The sequence below is a fragment of the Oceanicella sp. genome (assembly GCF_056449545.1).
Window position 1 is genome coordinate 1 of the sequence record NZ_JBWOMN010000089.1, and the last position, 15,142, is coordinate 15,142.

Here is a 15,142-nt window from a genome sequence, read left to right on the forward strand (position 1 = left end):
GTCGCGCGCAGGCGGCGGCCCCGGGCGCGGCGCCGCCCCGGCGCGATCAGCGCGCGCCGCCGGGCCGCCGGGCCGTCGGGCGGGGGCGAAACCGCGTCATGGGCGCAAAACCAGCGGGATGTCGCGATTTCTTTACCGTCCCGGATCAGAATCGATTGCGCCCGAAATCATTCGATTCGGTTGATGCATGAACGCGGGCGCCTTATCAGGGGCCATCGGTTTGGTCGCGACAGGGTCGCGCAGGCAGGCGCAGGGTGGATATTCAATGAACGACATGTCGCAACGAATGGACTCGGACATGCCCGACACCCCGGGCATGTCGTCGCGCGACTGGATGCGGGTGCTGGCGAAGTATCGCCAGCCCAGCCGGGCGCGCAGCCTGTTCGAACTGGCGATCACCGTCATCCCGCTGGCGGGCTTCGTCGCCGCCGCCTGGTGGGCGATGTCGGTCAGCTACCTGCTGGCGCTGGCGCTGACGGTCCCGGCCTCGGCGTTTCTGCTGCGGCTGTTCCTGATCCAGCATGATTGCGGGCATGGCGCGTTCTTCAGCGCGCGCTCGGCCAATGACTGGGTGGGGCGGGCGCTTGGGGTGCTGACCATGACCCCCTATGACGTGTGGAAACGCTGTCACGCGATCCATCACGCGTCCTCGGGCAATCTGGATACGCGCGGCATCGGCGACATCGACACGCTGACGGTGCGCGAATTCCAGGCGCTGTCGCCCTGGAAGCGGTTTCTTTACCGCGCCTACCGGCATCCCGTCACGCTGTTCGTGATCGGCCCGATCTACGTTTTCGTGTTCAAGCAGCGCCTGCCCTTCGGGGTGATGCGCGACGGCTCGCGCTACTGGATCAGCGCCATGGCCACCAATCTGGGCATCGCCGTCATCGTCGCGGCGATCATCTATTTCGTCGGGCTGGCGCCGTTCCTGCTGATCTATCTGCCGACCACCATCCTCGCCGCCGCGCTCGGGGTCTGGCTGTTCTACGTGCAGCATCAGTTCGAGGACACCTACTGGGAATACGCCAAGAAATGGCAGCTGCACGACGCGGCGCTTTACGGCAGCTCCCATTACGACCTGCCCGGGGTGCTGCGCTGGCTGTCGGCCAATATCGGCATCCACCACGTGCATCACCTTTACGCGCGGATCCCGTTCTACCGGCTCACCCAGGTGATGCGCGACCACCCGGCGCTGCGCGACGTGCGTCGCCTGACGCTGATGGAAAGCTTCGCCTGCGTGAAGCTGCAGCTCTGGGACGAGAACCAGCGCCGCCTGGTCACCTACGCCGAAGCCCGCGCCTGCTGAGCCCCCTTCCCGGGGCCGGGCTGAAAGGGCTGGGCTGAAAGGGCCGGGCTGAAAGGGCCGGGCTGAAAGGGCTGGGCGCGCGGTTGGCGGTTGCGCATCGTCGCCGCGCGAACGGGGCGCGATGCGATCGGGAGCCTCAGGCGGGGGCGGTTTCGATCTGCAAGTGAAATCCGTCGTGGATGTGGTCGATCATCTTCTGATTGGCGGCGGCCCCGTCGCCGAGGGCGATGGCGTCGATCAGCGCCAGATGATCGCCCAGCGATCTGGGGATGTCCGCGGTCTCGATGCTGGCGAACAGCAGGAACGAGGTCGAGCGGTTCCAGATCTTGTCGAAGAATTCCAGCAGGAACCGGTTGCCCGTGGCCTCGACGATCGAGCGGTGGATGCGCCGGTTGGCGTGGAAATACGCCTTGATCGAATCCTGGGTCAGTTGGGCGCCCTCGCCGGTCTCGCTTTCGGCGTGGATGCTTTCCTCGGCCTCGATCGCCTCGCGCAGCCGCTGGTTCAGCGCCGGATCGTTGCGCCGCGCCAGCAGCCGGGCGGCGTGGCCCTCGATGGCGGCGCGCGATTCGTAGATCTCGGCCACCTCGTCCTGGGTCAACTGGCGGATCACGAAGCCGCCGCGCCCGGCGAAGGCGAGAATGCCCTCCTGCTCCATGCGGATCAGCGCCTCGCGCACCGGGGTGCGGCTGATCTGGAACTGCTCGGCGAGCTTTTCCTGCACCACCTTGCGGTCGGGGCTGATGGATCCGTCGCGGATCGCCTCGACGATCTGGTCATAGACCTGATCCGCCAATCGAGTTCGAGGCTTGGACAGAGGCGTGAATCTCATCGGCGTCATTCTCCTGATCGATGCTGAATACCGAATTCAGTCGCCCGGCGAAAGGGCGGCTGCAACGACGCCCCGCGCCGTGGCGGTCCCGGCTCCGATTCCCCCTTGTCACCATATGGATACTGTATACAGTATACGCAAACAGGGAGGATCTGTCGATGTGCGGAATAGCAGGCAGGATACTGAACGCGCCGGGCAGGGTCGGCGCCGACCTTGTGGAGCTCATGGACGCGCAGAAGCATCGCGGCGCCGATTCGACCGGTTTCGCCATATACGGGATCCCGCGCGACACCGGATACGTGGTGCGCGCCATCGGCTTTGATCGCAACGCGCTGTCCGCCGATCTTGAGGATTTCCGCGCCATCCTGAAGGATCACGGCGGCGATTTCATCGACGATCCCACCTGGGATGACGGCGCCGCAAGACACTATTCCGTGCGCATGACCGTCACCGACCCGCGCGACGTCGCCCGCTGGACCGAGGCCGCGGACGCGATCTGCGACCGGCTGGAAATGCAGTCCGTGGGCCGGGCGCTGGAAATCATCAAGGACACCGGCGACGCCCGGGCGGTCGCCGACAAGCACGGCGTGCGCGACATGATCGGCACGCATGGGCTGGGCCATGCGCGGCTGGCCACCGAATCCGACGTGCGCCCCAATGCCAGCCACCCGTTCTGGGCGCGGCCCTTTCCCGACGTCGCCATCGTCCATAACGGCCAGATCACCGATTACTACACCTGGCGCGCCAGGCTGGAGCGCAAGGGCTACCGGTTCCTCACCTACAACGACAGCGAACTGATCGCGGTCTGGGTCTCGGACCGGATGAAGGAGGGCCTGACCATGAGCCAGGCGCTCACCCGCTCCATCGACGAGATCGACGGCGTGTTCACCTACATGATCGCCCAGCCCGACGGCATCGGCTTCGCCAAGGACCGCTTCGCCATGAAGCCGCTGGTGCTGGCGGAGCAGAACGGCGAGATCGCGGTCGCCACCGAGGAGCAGGCCGTGCGCCGCATCTGCCGCGAGGAGGCCGAGATCATCAACCATGACGGCCCGAGCCTGCACGGCATCTGGGGCGTCGGCAACCGGAGGGCCGCCGCATGAGCGACACGGCGACATCGACCCCCGCCAGGGCGGGGGCGGAGGTGGTGATCGAGGCCGGCGACCGCGCGATCCGCACGATCAACGAGGACATCCAGGCCGCCGCCGCCGCCGGCGCCTCGGTGCTGGTGACCAACACCCTGTCGCGCCACAATCTCGGCGTCGGCCTGCCGGCGGGGCTGAAGATCCGCTTCGAGGGCTCGGTGGGCTATTATTGCGGCGGGCTCAACAACGGCGCGGTCATCGACATCGAACGCAATGCCGGCTGGGGCGTGGGCGAGGCCATGGCCGCGGGCCACATCACCGTCGGCGGCTATGCGGGCATGTCCGCGGGCGCGGCGATGCTGGGGGGCACCATCCATGTGAAGGGCGACGCCGGCCCGCGCGCCGGCGTGGCGATGAAGGGCGGCGCCATCGTCGTCGAGGGGCGCATCGGCTACCAGTCGGGCTTCATGGCCCATGGCGGCAAGCTGATCGCGCTGGGCGGCGCCGGGGACAGCTGCGCCGACGCGCTTTGGGAAGGCGAGGTCTGGGTCGCCGGGGACATCGACAATCTGGGCGTCGACGCGGTGGTGACCGAACCCACGGCCGAACAGGTGGCCGAGGTGGACGCCATCCTCGCCCCCCTGGGGCTGGTGGATTCAAGCCGCGAATGGCGGCGCATCGTGGCCGGTCAACGGCTCTGGTATTTCGAAAGCAGGGACGCGAAAGCATGGCTGATGATATAGACGACCCCTATGTCTATCCGTTCGAGGAGGCGTCCGAGGACATGGTGCAGTTCGCCGACGGCGCGATCCCGGGCCGGCCGGCCGGAGCGCCCTCGTCCTACGACGCCGGCGGCTCCGCCCGCTGGACGCCGGAGGCCATATCGGAGGTGCACGCGCTGGCGCAGCTCGGGCGCTATCAGGTGCGCGGCTACAACACCTTCAACAAGCGATTGCCGACCTTTGACGATCTGACCTTCGTGCCGGCGACCATGACCCGCCTGCCGCTCGAAGGCTATCGCGAGAAATGCGACACCGGGACGGTGCTCGGCGGCGGGCGCGGGCTGGTGGACAACCCGATCGAGCTCGACATCCCGATCTACATCGCCTCCATGTCCTTCGGGGCGCTGTCGGCGAGCGCCAAGGAGGCGCTGGGCCACGGGGCCTCCAAGGTCGGGACCATGACCTGCACCGGCGAGGGCGGCATGCTGGAGGAGGAGCGCGCGGCGTCCAGACTGCTGGTCTACCAGATGTCTCCGGCGCGCTACGGGCTCGACCTCGACCATCTGCGCCGCGCCGACGGGCTTGAACTGGTGGTGGGGCAGGGCGCCAAGCCCGGCACCGGCGGGCTGCTGCTGGGCATGAAGGTGAGCAAGCGGATATCGCAGATGCGCACCCTGCCCGAGGGGGTCGACCAGCGATCGACCATCCGTCACCCGGATTTTCTGGGCGCCGACGATCTGGCGGTGAAGATCGAGGAGCTGCGCATCGCCACCAACTACAAGGTTCCGATCTTCATCAAGATGGGGGCGACGCGGCCGCGCTACGACGTGGCGGTGGCGGCCAAGGCGGGGGCCGACGTGGTGGTGGTGGACGGGGCCGAGGGCGGCACCGGGGCCTCGCCGGAACTGCTGCTCAATCACACCGGCATCCCGACCATGTCGGCGATCCCGGCGGCGCGCGAGGCGCTGGACGAATGCGGCATGTCGGGCAAGGTGACGCTGGTCGCCGCCGGCGGCATCCGCACCGGCACCGACGCGGCGAAATGCCTGGCGCTGGGGGCCGACGCGGTGATGATCGGCAACGCGGCGATGATCGCGCTGGGCTGCAATTCGCCGCGCTATCTGGAGGATTACCGGAAGCTCGGCACCTCGCCGGGGGCGTGCCACCATTGCCACACCGGGCAGTGCCCGGTGGGCATCGCCACGCAGGACGCCGGACTCGAGGCGCGCATGAACGTCGCTGCCGGGGCCGAACGGGTGGCGCGCTATCTGACCGCCATGACCATGGAGATCACCGCGCTGGCCAAGGCGTGCGGCAAATCCTCGGTGCATAATCTGGAGACCGAGGATCTGCGGGCGCTGTCCTTCGAATCCTCGGCCTTCACCGGGGTGAAGATGGCGGGCATCGACCGCCCCTTCGACTGGGGCCTGGCGCGAAAAGGCTGAGTGTTCGGTTGACCCCTGGGCCAATGGCGGATCGGGATCCGCCCTACGCTGAGTTGACAACGCCGCGCCGCCGCCCGGCGTTGTCGCGTCGGGCGGCGGCGCGGGCCGACGGCGCCGCGCAGGCGGGGTCAGCGGCCCGAGGGGCTTTCGTCAGGCGACAGCTTGCGCCGCGCGCCCAGCCGGAATCGATCGGCGGTGCCGAAATCCCGCATCGCCACCCCGGCGACGAAATCGCCGAACACCGGGCCGTGCTTGAACAGATGCCCTGAACACCCCCCGGCCAGCAGCAGGTTTTCGTGCCTGGGGTGCCAGTCCAGAATGAAATGCGTGTCCGGGGTCAGGATGATCTGGTTGAACTTGGAATCCACCACCCGCTCGCCCACCAGATCTGGGAACCGCTTGCCGATATAGCTGCGGGTGCGGGCCAGCATCTGGGTGCGGGCCATGCGTTCGTCATTGTCCAGATCCACCTTGTCGGGGATCACCACCGCCGCCTTGACGCCGCTGCCCTCCACCGAGGGCAGGCCGAAAGACCCCTCGCCATGGTCGATCCAGCAGGGCATGTGCGACTGGTCGAACATCTCGGATCCGTCCGGGGTCGAGGTGTAGAACACGTTGACCCCGATCACCGAGGCGATGGGCTTCACGGTGCGCGGGAACATGTCCGCCATCCACGGGCCGGTGGCCATCACCACCAGATCGGCCTCCAGCGGCTTGCCGTCGAGAAGGGGTTTTTCGTCCGCGTCGGTGATCACCCGGCCGCGAATCACCCGCCCGCCGAGCCGCTTGAACAGCTTCACGCCGGCGATCAGCGTGCGATGCGCCATGACCATGCCGGCCTCGGGTTCGAACAGCGCGTAGGCGATGCCGCGCGGGTCGAATTGCGGGAAGAAGGCCGCGATCTCCTCGGGCGCGTAGCGCTGGAAGGGCACGCCGAGCTGGGTGAAGGTCTCGGCGGTGTTGTCCTCCCATGACGCGCCCTTTTGCGAGGCGAGGATCAGCGCGCCGCATTCGTAATAGAGCTTTTCCTCCACCTCCTCCTGCAGCTCCAGCCAGCGCAGGCGCGATGCGCGCGCCCAGCGCGTGTAGAACTTGTCCTTGCCGTGGATCGAGCGGATCACCCGGTTGCAATCGGAGGAGCTGGCGCGCGGGTGCCCCGGTTCCCACCGGTCCACGAGCGCGACCTTCGCGCCTTTGCGCGCCAGCGCGATCGCGCTCATCAACCCCGCGATCCCCGCCCCGACGACCAGCACTTCCGGCTTTTGCATTTGTGAACTTTCCGCTTGCGCAACCATCATTCTGTATACAGTATACAGAGCAGCAGGAGCCGGACAAGAGCGCCGACGCAATCGGGAGAGAATGAATGGCCGAGACGGATTTCAGTCTGCCGCCGGGCGCCCACACGGTGGCGCTGGGCATGGGGGATCTGAACGGGATCATGCGCGGCAAGCGCATTCCGGCGACCCACTGGGACACGGTTTGCAAAAGCGGCAACGCGCTGTCCACCGCGTTGCTGGCCATCGACATGACCTCCGATGTCTGGGACACGCCCTATGTCAATTTCGACAACGGCTATCCCGACATGCACATGTTCCCGCTGACCAGGCCGGTGGCCTCGCCCTGGGAGGAGGGCGTCGCTTTCTGCATGGCCCGCGCCGAGGGCATGGACCACAAGCCTGTGCCCATCGATCCGCGCGGCGCGCTGGTGGCGCAGGTGGAGCGCGCGGCGGCCATGGGCTACGAGGTGCAGACCGGCACGGAACTGGAATTCTATCTGCTGGACCCGGAAACCCTGAAGCCCCGCGACCAGGGCATTCAGGTCTACAGCCTCGCCCGCGCGGCGGAACTGGAACATGTGCTCGGCCCGATCCGCCAGCAGATCAACGAACTGGGCATCCCCATCGAACAGTCGAACCCGGAATACGCGCCGGGGCAGGTGGAGGTGAACATCCGCTATGACGAGGCGCTGCTGTCCGCCGACCGGGTGATCATGTTCCGCTCGCTGGTCAAGAAGCTCGCCCATGTGCATGGCTACATGGCGACCTTCATGGCCAAGCCCTTCATCGATCAGTCGGGCAACGGCTTTCACACCCATTATTCGCTATGGAGGGACGGAAAGAACGTGTTTTCCGACGGCGGCAAGCTGTCGGAGACCGGGCGGCTGTTCGTCGGCGGGCTGCAAAAGCGCATGCCGGAGATATCGCTGGCCGGGTCGGTCACGCCCAACGCCTTCCGGCGCAAGGCGCCCTACACCTTCAGCCCGACCAACGCCTCCTGGGGATATGACAACCGCACCGTGGGCATCCGGGTGATCGAGGGCGCCGACAGCGCCGTGCGGGTGGAAAAGCGCGACGCCTCGGCCGATTGCAACCCGTATTTCCTGCTCGCCTGCGACATCGCCGCCGGGCTGGACGGCATCGAACAGGGCATCGAGCCCTCCGCGCCCTGCATGGGCAACGCCTATGAGGACAGCGGGCCCACGCCGCTGCCCCTGGACATGCCCGCCGGGCTGGCGTTGGCGCGGGGGTCGGATTTCATGCGCGGCGTGCTTGGCGACGACCGCTGGGAGATCCTCTGCCAGCAGGCCGAACGGGAACTGGAATTTCTCGCCAATCAGGTCACCCCGGTGGAGATCGAACGCTATCTGGGGAATTTCTGAATGCGCATCGCGCGGGTCGTCGGCACGGCGACGGCGACCGTCAAGGCCGCCGGGCTGACCGGGCAAAGGCTGCTGATCGTCGATGTCGAGGACGCTTTCGGCGCACTGCTCGATCCGTCCGTGGTCGCGGTCGATGCGGTGGGCGCCGGGACCGGCGACCTCTGCCTGATGGTCGAAGGCTCGGGCGCGCGCCTGCCCCAATCCGTGGCCGGGCTGGCCGTGGACGCGACGCTGGTGGCCATCATCGACGCCGTCACGGCGGAGGGCGCGAAACCCGCCGCCGCCAAACGCAGAAAACCAACTTCCAGAAGAGGGACTTGAACACATGGCTCAGAAACCGGCCCCCGGGCAAACCGCGCTTGGCCTGATCGAGACGCGCGGGCTTGTCGCCTCCATCGAGGCGGCGGATGCGATGCTGAAGGCGGCGAGCGTGACGCTGGTGTGCCAGACAAAGGCCGGCGGCGGGCTGATCTCGACGCTGGTGCGCGGCGAGGTCGGCGCGGTGAAGGCGGCGGCGGATGCCGGCGCGGTGGCGGCCAACAAGGTCGGCGAGGTGGTGGCGGTGCATGTGATCGCCCGCCCCCATGACGAACTGGAATCGCTGATCGCGGCGCTTGGCGGCGGCGCGGCGGAGTAGACCTTCGGACGCGACGCGCGCAGCGCCGTCGCGCCGGGCGGCGTCCGGTCCCCGCCTGATCGTCCCCCGTTCTGGAAGGCGTTCCGAAAGGCGTTCTGAAAAACGTTCCGAAAAGAAGGATTCCCATGAGCGTCGCAGGTTTCGAGGCATTCGCCAATGCGGTGAGCGAAGGCGCCGCCGCCGGTTCGCCCCCCGCGCCGGCGCCGCGCGCGCTGTCCGGCGTCGCCGTGCTCGGCGGCGGCGACGACGCGCGCATGTTCGCGGCGCTGGCGCTGGCCGAGGGCTGCGCGGTCACTTTGTTCTCGGCCTATGGGCGGGACCTTGACGAGATCCGCGCCGCCGGGTCGGTGACCCTGCGCGGCGACGGGCCCATCGGGTCATTTCATGTCGACCCGGCGAAAGGCCCCGGCATCGCGCTCACCGGCGAACTTGACCGCGCGGCGGCGGGGGCGGATGCGCTGATCCTCACCGGTCCGATCCACAAGCAGCGCACCTATGCCATGGTGCTGGCCGATCATCTGCGCGACGGGCAGGTGCTGGCGCTGCCCAACGCCCGGTCCCTGGGCGCGGTCGAGGTCGCCTGGCTGCTGCAGGCCGGCGGCTGCGAGGCCGACATTTCCATTGTCGAGATGGCCGGCGCCCCCTACTGGATCCGGCGCGAGGGCGCGGCGCTGAGCCTGTCCGCCTGCCCGCCGGCGCCCGCCGCCGTGCTGCCGCAGGGGCGGGGCGATGCGCTGGAAGCGCTGCGCGGCATTCTGCCCAACATGCTGGCGACGATCTCCTGCGTGCATAGCGGTTTCGCCGATGCCAGCGGCGCCGTCGAATTGCCGGCGATCCTGCTCGGCGGCCCCGGCGCGCCCGATGGCGGCCCGGACATCCCCGAGGGCGGCACCCCGATTGCCGCCAACGACACCTTCCGCAACCTGATCGGCCCGCGCCATCGCGCGCTGATCGCAAGGCTCTGGGACGAACGCCGCGCCGTGGCGCGCGGGTTTGGCGTGCGCGACCTGCCGGATGCGGACGCGGCGATCGCCCAATGCGCCGGGGCGCGCGCCGGCCCCGGGTCGCGCCCGGTTCCCGCAACGCGCGAAACCGCCGAGATGATCCGCGCCGGGGTGATCGGCTCGCTGATCCCGCTGATCTCGGCCGCGCGGCTGGTGAACGCGCCGGTCCCCGCCACCGAGGCCATGGCGACGCTGGCCGCGACCATGCTGGATCGCGACCTCGACGGCGCCGGGCGGCGGCTGGAGACCATCGGCGTCACCGCCGCCGATGTCAGCGCGGCGCGCCGCCAGTTCGACGCGCTGATGAGAGGCCGCGACCATGGATGATGACCTGAAATCCATCGCCAGCGCGCGGCGCGCCGCCGAACGCGCCTGGCGCGCCTATAACGCGTTCCTCGGGACCGACCCGGCGCGCATCGACCAGATCGTCGAGGCCATGGCCCGCGCCATCGAACCCGAGGCGGTGCGGCTCGCCGAGATCGCGGTCGAGGAAACCGGCTACGGCAACGTCCCCGACAAGCGCGTGAAAAACCTGTTCAACGCCCTGTCGGTGGCCGATTACCTGCGCGACGTGACCACGCTCGGCGTGCTGTGGCGCGACGACGCCGCCAAGATCGCCGCCATCGGGTCCCCCATGGGCGTGGTGGCGGCGCTGGTGCCGGTGACCAACCCGACCTCGACCATCATCTTCAAGGCGCTCTCGGCGGTGAAGGCGGGCAACGCCATCGTCTGCGCGCCGCATCCGCGCGGGGTGCGTTCGGGGCTGGAAACGGTGAAGGTGCTGGCGGACGCCGCCGAACAGGCCGGCGCGCCCAGGGGGCTGATCCAGTGCCTTGACGAGGTGACGCAGGAGGGCACGGCGGAGCTGATGCGCCACCGGCGCACCTCGGTGGTCATGGCCACCGGCGGCCCGGCGATGGTGCGCGCCGCCTATTCTTCCGGCAAGCCGACGCTGGCGGTGGGGGCGGGCAACGTGCCCTGCTATGTCAACAAGTCCATGCGCGACGGGATCGGCGAGGTGGCCGAGATGATCATCACCTCGAAAAGCTTCGATTACGGCACCGCCTGCGTGTCGGAACAGGCGGTGATCGCCGATCGGGAGATCGCCCGCGATCTGCGCCATGAAATGAAGCTGCGCGGCGCCTATTTCTGCACCCGCGCCGAAGCCGACCGGCTGGCGGGGGTGATTTTCCTCGGGCGTCAGTCCATGGACCCGCGCAATGTGGGGCAGAGCCCGGAAAGCCTGGCCAAACAGGCCGGGTTTTCGATCCCGCCGAAAACCCGCTGCCTGGTGTCCGAAGAAACCGAAATCGGCTGGCAGCGGCCGCTCTCGGCGGAAAAGCTCAACCCGGTGCTGGCCTTCTATGAAGCGGGAAGCAGCGACATCGGCATCGACACCGCCGAAACCATCGCCAGATTCGAGGGCTGGGGCCACACCGCCATCATCCATTCCAACGATCCCCAGGCGGTGGCGGCGTTTTCGCGCATCCCCGCCGGGCGGATTCTGGTCAACACGCCGGGCATCCATGGCGGCATGGGGTTTTCGACCGATCTCGAACCCAGCTTCATGCTCGGCACCGGCACCTGGTCGGGTTCGATCACCTCTGACAACGTGACGGCGCTGCACCTCATCAACATCAAGCGCGTGGCCTACGAGAACCGGCCATGGCGCGACATCATGGACGTTTACGGAGAATGACCTTGGCCATCACCATTCGCGCGCTTCTCCAGATCGACAACCTGCAGCCCAGCTTCGCCGCCTATAACGGGGCCACGGTGCAGGGGTCCGTGCCGCTGGCCGGCGACACCATGCTGATCGGCGAATTCGCCCCGGGCAACGGCGTGTTCACGCTGATCGACCGGGCGCTGAAGGCGTCTTCCGTGGAAATCTCCACCCAGATGGTGGAGCGCGAATTCGGCTTCTTCATCCTGCGCTCGCGCTCCAACGCCGAGGTGAGCGCGGCGCGCGACGCCATTCTCGCCGAACTCGGGCAAAGCATGGGCGACCGGCTGAAGCCGGCCATCGCCTCGACCCAGGTGATCACCAGCGTCGAGCCCTACCAGGCGCAGTTGCTCAACAAATGGCGCAAGGGCGCGCTGCTGGTGCCGGGGCAGACGCTGGGCATCGTCGAATGCGCCCCTGCCGCCTATATCGCCCACGCGGTGAACGAGGCCGAAAAATCGGCCGATATCGACATCGTCGAGGTGCGCGCCGTGGGGCGCTACGGGCGCATGTTCATCTCCGGCGACGAGGACAGCGTGAAGGAAGGCATTGCGGCGGCGGTGGCGGCGGTCGAGGCGCTTGACGGGAAAGCCGGCTGATGGCGGCGCGGCGCGTCATCGGGGCGGAGCAGGTCGCCGAGGCCCGCGGCCGCGCGCGCCGGATGATCGAACTGCTGCCCGGGGACATCGTCACCTCCGAGGCCCGCGAACAGGCCGAACGCCTGAACATCGCGCTGGTCGACGGCCCGCTGGAGCGCCCGGAACCGGTGCGCACCGACGGCGCCACCGCGCAGCGCCGGGCGCTGTGGCGGCGAAGCCCGCGCTGGACGGCCCCGGGGCCGCGGATCAGCCCGCGCCCGCGGCGCCTGAAGAAGATCGCCTTCATCGGCGCCGGCGGGGTCGGGGCCAACGCCGCGCATCTGGCCGCCAACGCCGACATGGCGGATGACCTGACACTGATCGACATCGCGCCGGGGGTGGCCGAGGCCGCGGCGCTGGACCTCAATCACGCCGCGGGGGTGACGCGCACGCGCGCCCGCGCCGCGGGCGGCGCGTCGCTGTCGCTGGTGGAGGGCGCGGAGATCGTGCTGGTGAGCGCCGGCAGGGCCCGTCGTCCGGGCATGACCCGCGCCGATCTGATCGACGTCAATCGCCGGGTGATCCACGCGGCGGGCGCGGCGATCGCCGCCCATGCGCCCAGGGCGGTGGTGATCGTGGTCACCAACCCGCTCGACGAAATGACCATGGAGATGCTGCGCGCCACGGGGTTTGCGCGCAATCAGGTGCTGGGCATGGCCGGGACGCTGGATTCCAGCCGGTTCCGCAACGCGCTGGCCATGGCCGCCGGGGTCGAGCTTGCGGATGTGGAGGCGGTGACGCTGGGCGCCCATGGCGACGAGATGGCCCCGATCGTGTCGGCCTCGCGCATCAGGGGCCGGGCGCTTGACGCGTTCCTGTCGCGGGACCAGATCGCCGCCTGCGTGCGCGACGCGGTCACCGGCGGCGGGCAGGTGGTGGCGCTGAAAAAGACCGGCTCGGCGGTGATCGCCCCGGCGCATGCCTCGGTCGAACTGATGGACCACATTCGCGGCGCCCGCGCCGGGCCGGTCCCGGCGACGGTGATGCTCGACGGCGAATACGGCATCGAGGGCGTGGTGCTCGGCGTGCCCTGCCATCTGGGCAGGTCCGGCCTGATCGAGGTCGAGGAGATGCGCCTGTCCGGTGACGAACTGGCGGCGCTGAACGCGGCGGCGGCGGCGATCCGCAAGCGCTTGGCAGGGTCTTGAATGGGGGCGGGCGCATGAAAGCGGCAGGCGAACGAGCGGGACAGGACAGATGAGCGGGGCGGGGCGGGTCTACGCCGGCGGGCGGTTCGAAACCGTCGGGTCGTATGCGCGGGCGCGCCGCGTCGGGCCGTTCGTGTGGGTCGCGGGCACCACCGCCATCGAACCCACCGGGCGCCTGCATGCGCCGGGCGACGCCTACGCGCAGACCGTCTACATCCTCGGGCGCATCGAGGAGGCCCTGCGCGAGCTTGGCGCCGAGATGCGCCATGTGGTGCGCACCACCGCCTTCCTGTCGGATGTGGGCGCGGCGGGGGCGGGGTTCCTGCGCGCCCATGGCGAGGTTTTTCGCGGCGTCGATCCGGTGACCGCGGGCGTCGGCGGCGGGCTGACCACCCCGGGCATGATGGTGGAGATCCTGGCCGACGCGGTGATCCACGACGAAAACGGCAGGATTTCCTTCGATTGACCGGGGCGGGGGCGGCGCGACGGTCACGCGCATATTGACCCGTCCGTTTCAATGTGTACCGTATACTGAATACAAAAAATGGCGAAAACGCCGTTCAACCTCACAACAGGGAGCATCGCTCATGATCAGCAACATGACTGCAATCGCCAGATCGGCCGTCGCGGCGGCGACGATCGCGACGGCGGTTCTTGCCGCGTCGGCCGGTTTCGCCGAACCGGTGAAGGTCGGCTTCATCGGCTCGCTGGCCTCGGACACCGGGCGCAGCACGCTGCGCGGCGCGCAGATCGCCATCGACGAACTGAACGCCGCGGGCGGCGTGCTCGGCGGGCGCCAGATCGAACTGGTCAAGGCGGACACCGGCGAGGACGTGACCGAGGGCATCAAGGCCTATGAATACCTGGCCGAGAGCGAGGAGGTGGATTTCATCATCTCCGGCTCCATCGACGACGTGTCGCTGGGCTGGCTGCCGCGGATGACCGAATTCGGCATCCCGACGCTGGACACCTGGACCTCGTATATCGGCATCATCGACAAGCTGGTCGAGGATTACGACACCTACAAGATGTACTTCATGAACATCGCCTCGGACGAGGCGCTGGCGACCCTCTACGTCGATTTCGGCAAGGATGTGCTGGCCAAGAAGATGGGCTGGAAATCGGTGATCATCCTGCAGGAGGACACCGCGTTCGGCGGGGCCATCAACGGGCTGGTCAGCGGATTGCTGGCGCCGGAGGCCGGGATCGAGGTGCTCGACACCATCGTCTACGACGTGGCCACGGTGGATTTCTCGCCGATCTTCAACCGCGCCGTCGATAGCGGGGCGGATTTCATCTACATCATCTCCTCGGTGAATTCGCAGGTGGTGTCCTCGCAATACGTGAAGCTGCAGGTGCCGCTGGCCATGACCGGGGTCAATGTCGGCGCGCTGGGTCAGGAATACTGGGAGGACACCGGCGGCGCGGGCGGCGGCATCTCCACCCTGTCGCCGGTGCCTTCGGTGGGCTTCGCGCTTGACGACGCCTCTGCGGCCTTTGCCAAGACCTATGTGGAGCGCTACGGCGATTCCCGCCCGAAATTCCCGCATTTCAACGGCTTCAACGCCTATTGGGGGCTGAAGCAGGCCTTCGCGGCGGCCGAGGACGCCGGCGGGTTCCAGCCGCTCGATCCCTGGATCGAGGCCATGCAGAACCAGGACCTGGTGCTGAAGAAGGATGGCAAGATGTGGCTGCGCTACGGGTTCTGGAAGCCCGGCGAGATCGAGGAGCGCACCCAGCGCACCTATCCCCACAATGTCCGCTTTGACATCACCCCGCCCTATGACGACGGCGGCCCGTCCATGGTGGTGGTGCAGTGGTACGAAAACGGCGAGGCCAAGGTGATCTATCCGCCGAAATACGCCACCGGCGAATTCCAGCTGCCCTCCTGGGTCAAGAAGTGACAGCGCGCGCGCCCCGGCCCTGGCGGCGGGGCGCGCGCC

15 protein-coding genes are annotated in these 15,142 nt (G+C 68.2%); 13 read left to right on the forward strand and 2 right to left on the reverse strand.

Annotation, left to right across the window (positions count from 1 at the left end; translation table 11 throughout):
* The first annotated feature begins 274 nt into the window (after positions 1 to 274).
* Entirely contained in the window at positions 275 to 1,306 is a 1,032-nt protein-coding gene (locus tag AC1HC7_RS12375; protein WP_479496513.1) for a fatty acid desaturase, read from the forward strand.
* A gap of 136 nt (positions 1,307 to 1,442) precedes the next feature.
* Here the strand turns inward: AC1HC7_RS12375 and AC1HC7_RS12380 are convergent, their stop codons facing one another.
* On the reverse strand, positions 1,443 to 2,138 hold the full coding sequence (locus AC1HC7_RS12380; RefSeq protein WP_479496491.1) for a GntR family transcriptional regulator: 696 nt from the start codon (positions 2,136 to 2,138) through the stop codon (positions 1,443 to 1,445).
* A 158-nt stretch (positions 2,139 to 2,296) separates the two neighbouring features.
* Between AC1HC7_RS12380 and AC1HC7_RS12385 the strand changes: the two genes are divergently transcribed.
* Genes AC1HC7_RS12385 through AC1HC7_RS12395 form a run of 3 tightly spaced genes read left to right on the forward strand, consistent with a single transcriptional unit; the run spans position 2,297 to position 5,390 of the window.
* A complete protein-coding gene (locus AC1HC7_RS12385) occupies positions 2,297 to 3,241 on the forward strand; it encodes a class II glutamine amidotransferase domain-containing protein (RefSeq protein ID WP_479496490.1) in 945 nt (314 codons plus the stop codon).
* On the forward strand, positions 3,238 to 3,966 hold the full coding sequence (locus AC1HC7_RS12390) for a GltB/FmdC/FwdC-like GXGXG domain-containing protein (RefSeq protein ID WP_479496489.1): 729 nt from the start codon (positions 3,238 to 3,240) through the stop codon (positions 3,964 to 3,966). Before AC1HC7_RS12385 ends, AC1HC7_RS12390 begins: the two co-directional genes overlap by 4 nt.
* Complete coding sequence (locus AC1HC7_RS12395) at positions 3,951 to 5,390, forward strand: FMN-binding glutamate synthase family protein (protein WP_479496488.1); 1,440 nt, start codon at positions 3,951 to 3,953, stop codon at positions 5,388 to 5,390. The genes AC1HC7_RS12390 and AC1HC7_RS12395 overlap by 16 nt, the downstream gene beginning before the upstream one ends.
* 128 nt (positions 5,391 to 5,518) lie before the next feature.
* Here AC1HC7_RS12395 and AC1HC7_RS12400 read toward each other — a convergent pair whose 3' ends face one another.
* Positions 5,519 to 6,658 (reverse strand): FAD-dependent oxidoreductase, encoded by a 1,140-nt coding sequence (locus AC1HC7_RS12400; RefSeq protein ID WP_479496487.1) that lies wholly within the window; start codon positions 6,656 to 6,658, stop codon positions 5,519 to 5,521.
* Between the two features lie 95 nt (positions 6,659 to 6,753).
* Here AC1HC7_RS12400 and AC1HC7_RS12405 point away from each other — a divergent pair, with 95 nt between their 5' ends.
* The 9 genes from AC1HC7_RS12405 to AC1HC7_RS12445 all read left to right on the forward strand — a co-directional run bounded on the left by AC1HC7_RS12405 (position 6,754) and on the right by AC1HC7_RS12445 (position 15,103).
* Complete coding sequence (locus AC1HC7_RS12405) at positions 6,754 to 8,049, forward strand: glutamine synthetase family protein (protein WP_479496486.1); 1,296 nt, start codon at positions 6,754 to 6,756, stop codon at positions 8,047 to 8,049.
* Positions 8,050 to 8,370, forward strand: coding sequence for a EutN/CcmL family microcompartment protein (locus tag AC1HC7_RS12410; protein ID WP_479496485.1), 321 nt, complete (start codon positions 8,050 to 8,052; stop codon positions 8,368 to 8,370).
* A 4-nt stretch (positions 8,371 to 8,374) separates the two neighbouring features.
* Positions 8,375 to 8,686, forward strand: coding sequence for a BMC domain-containing protein (locus AC1HC7_RS12415; RefSeq protein WP_479496484.1), 312 nt, complete (start codon positions 8,375 to 8,377; stop codon positions 8,684 to 8,686).
* A gap of 125 nt (positions 8,687 to 8,811) precedes the next feature.
* Positions 8,812 to 10,017 carry a hypothetical protein gene (locus tag AC1HC7_RS12420; protein WP_479499067.1) on the forward strand — a complete coding sequence of 402 codons (1,206 nt, stop codon included), beginning with the start codon at positions 8,812 to 8,814 and terminating at the stop codon, positions 10,015 to 10,017.
* The gene (locus AC1HC7_RS12425) at positions 10,010 to 11,389 is read left to right on the forward strand and encodes an aldehyde dehydrogenase family protein (RefSeq protein WP_479496482.1); all 1,380 of its coding nucleotides are present in this window, start codon (positions 10,010 to 10,012) and stop codon (positions 11,387 to 11,389) included. Before AC1HC7_RS12420 ends, AC1HC7_RS12425 begins: the two co-directional genes overlap by 8 nt.
* A 2-nt stretch (positions 11,390 to 11,391) precedes the next feature.
* Positions 11,392 to 12,012, forward strand: a complete 621-nt coding sequence (locus tag AC1HC7_RS12430) for a BMC domain-containing protein (protein WP_479496481.1) — start codon at positions 11,392 to 11,394, stop codon at positions 12,010 to 12,012.
* On the forward strand, positions 12,012 to 13,199 hold the full coding sequence (locus AC1HC7_RS12435) for a malate dehydrogenase (protein ID WP_479496480.1): 1,188 nt from the start codon (positions 12,012 to 12,014) through the stop codon (positions 13,197 to 13,199). Before AC1HC7_RS12430 ends, AC1HC7_RS12435 begins: the two co-directional genes overlap by 1 nt.
* 49 nt (positions 13,200 to 13,248) lie before the next feature.
* Positions 13,249 to 13,665 carry a Rid family hydrolase gene (locus AC1HC7_RS12440; RefSeq protein ID WP_479496479.1) on the forward strand — a complete coding sequence of 139 codons (417 nt, stop codon included), beginning with the start codon at positions 13,249 to 13,251 and terminating at the stop codon, positions 13,663 to 13,665.
* A 121-nt stretch (positions 13,666 to 13,786) separates the two neighbouring features.
* On the forward strand, positions 13,787 to 15,103 hold the full coding sequence (locus AC1HC7_RS12445) for an ABC transporter substrate-binding protein (protein WP_479496478.1): 1,317 nt from the start codon (positions 13,787 to 13,789) through the stop codon (positions 15,101 to 15,103).
* The last annotated feature ends 39 nt before the right edge of the window (positions 15,104 to 15,142 follow it).

What these genes read in the sequence shown, in the direction of transcription:
- AC1HC7_RS12375 (WP_479496513.1), top strand. Translation starts at nt 275, where the DNA reads ATGTCGCAACGAATGGACTCGGACATGCCCGACACCCCGGGCATGTCG.
- AC1HC7_RS12380 (WP_479496491.1), bottom strand. Translation starts at nt 2,138, where the DNA reads ATGAGATTCACGCCTCTGTCCAAGCCTCGAACTCGATTGGCGGATCAG.
- AC1HC7_RS12385 (WP_479496490.1), top strand. Translation starts at nt 2,297, where the DNA reads ATGTGCGGAATAGCAGGCAGGATACTGAACGCGCCGGGCAGGGTCGGC.
- AC1HC7_RS12390 (WP_479496489.1), top strand. Translation starts at nt 3,238, where the DNA reads ATGAGCGACACGGCGACATCGACCCCCGCCAGGGCGGGGGCGGAGGTG.
- AC1HC7_RS12395 (WP_479496488.1), top strand. Translation starts at nt 3,951, where the DNA reads ATGGCTGATGATATAGACGACCCCTATGTCTATCCGTTCGAGGAGGCG.
- AC1HC7_RS12400 (WP_479496487.1), bottom strand. Translation starts at nt 6,658, where the DNA reads ATGCAAAAGCCGGAAGTGCTGGTCGTCGGGGCGGGGATCGCGGGGTTG.
- AC1HC7_RS12405 (WP_479496486.1), top strand. Translation starts at nt 6,754, where the DNA reads ATGGCCGAGACGGATTTCAGTCTGCCGCCGGGCGCCCACACGGTGGCG.
- AC1HC7_RS12410 (WP_479496485.1), top strand. Translation starts at nt 8,050, where the DNA reads ATGCGCATCGCGCGGGTCGTCGGCACGGCGACGGCGACCGTCAAGGCC.
- AC1HC7_RS12415 (WP_479496484.1), top strand. Translation starts at nt 8,375, where the DNA reads ATGGCTCAGAAACCGGCCCCCGGGCAAACCGCGCTTGGCCTGATCGAG.
- AC1HC7_RS12420 (WP_479499067.1), top strand. Translation starts at nt 8,812, where the DNA reads ATGAGCGTCGCAGGTTTCGAGGCATTCGCCAATGCGGTGAGCGAAGGC.
- AC1HC7_RS12425 (WP_479496482.1), top strand. Translation starts at nt 10,010, where the DNA reads ATGGATGATGACCTGAAATCCATCGCCAGCGCGCGGCGCGCCGCCGAA.
- AC1HC7_RS12435 (WP_479496480.1), top strand. Translation starts at nt 12,012, where the DNA reads ATGGCGGCGCGGCGCGTCATCGGGGCGGAGCAGGTCGCCGAGGCCCGC.
- AC1HC7_RS12440 (WP_479496479.1), top strand. Translation starts at nt 13,249, where the DNA reads ATGAGCGGGGCGGGGCGGGTCTACGCCGGCGGGCGGTTCGAAACCGTC.
- AC1HC7_RS12445 (WP_479496478.1), top strand. Translation starts at nt 13,787, where the DNA reads ATGATCAGCAACATGACTGCAATCGCCAGATCGGCCGTCGCGGCGGCG.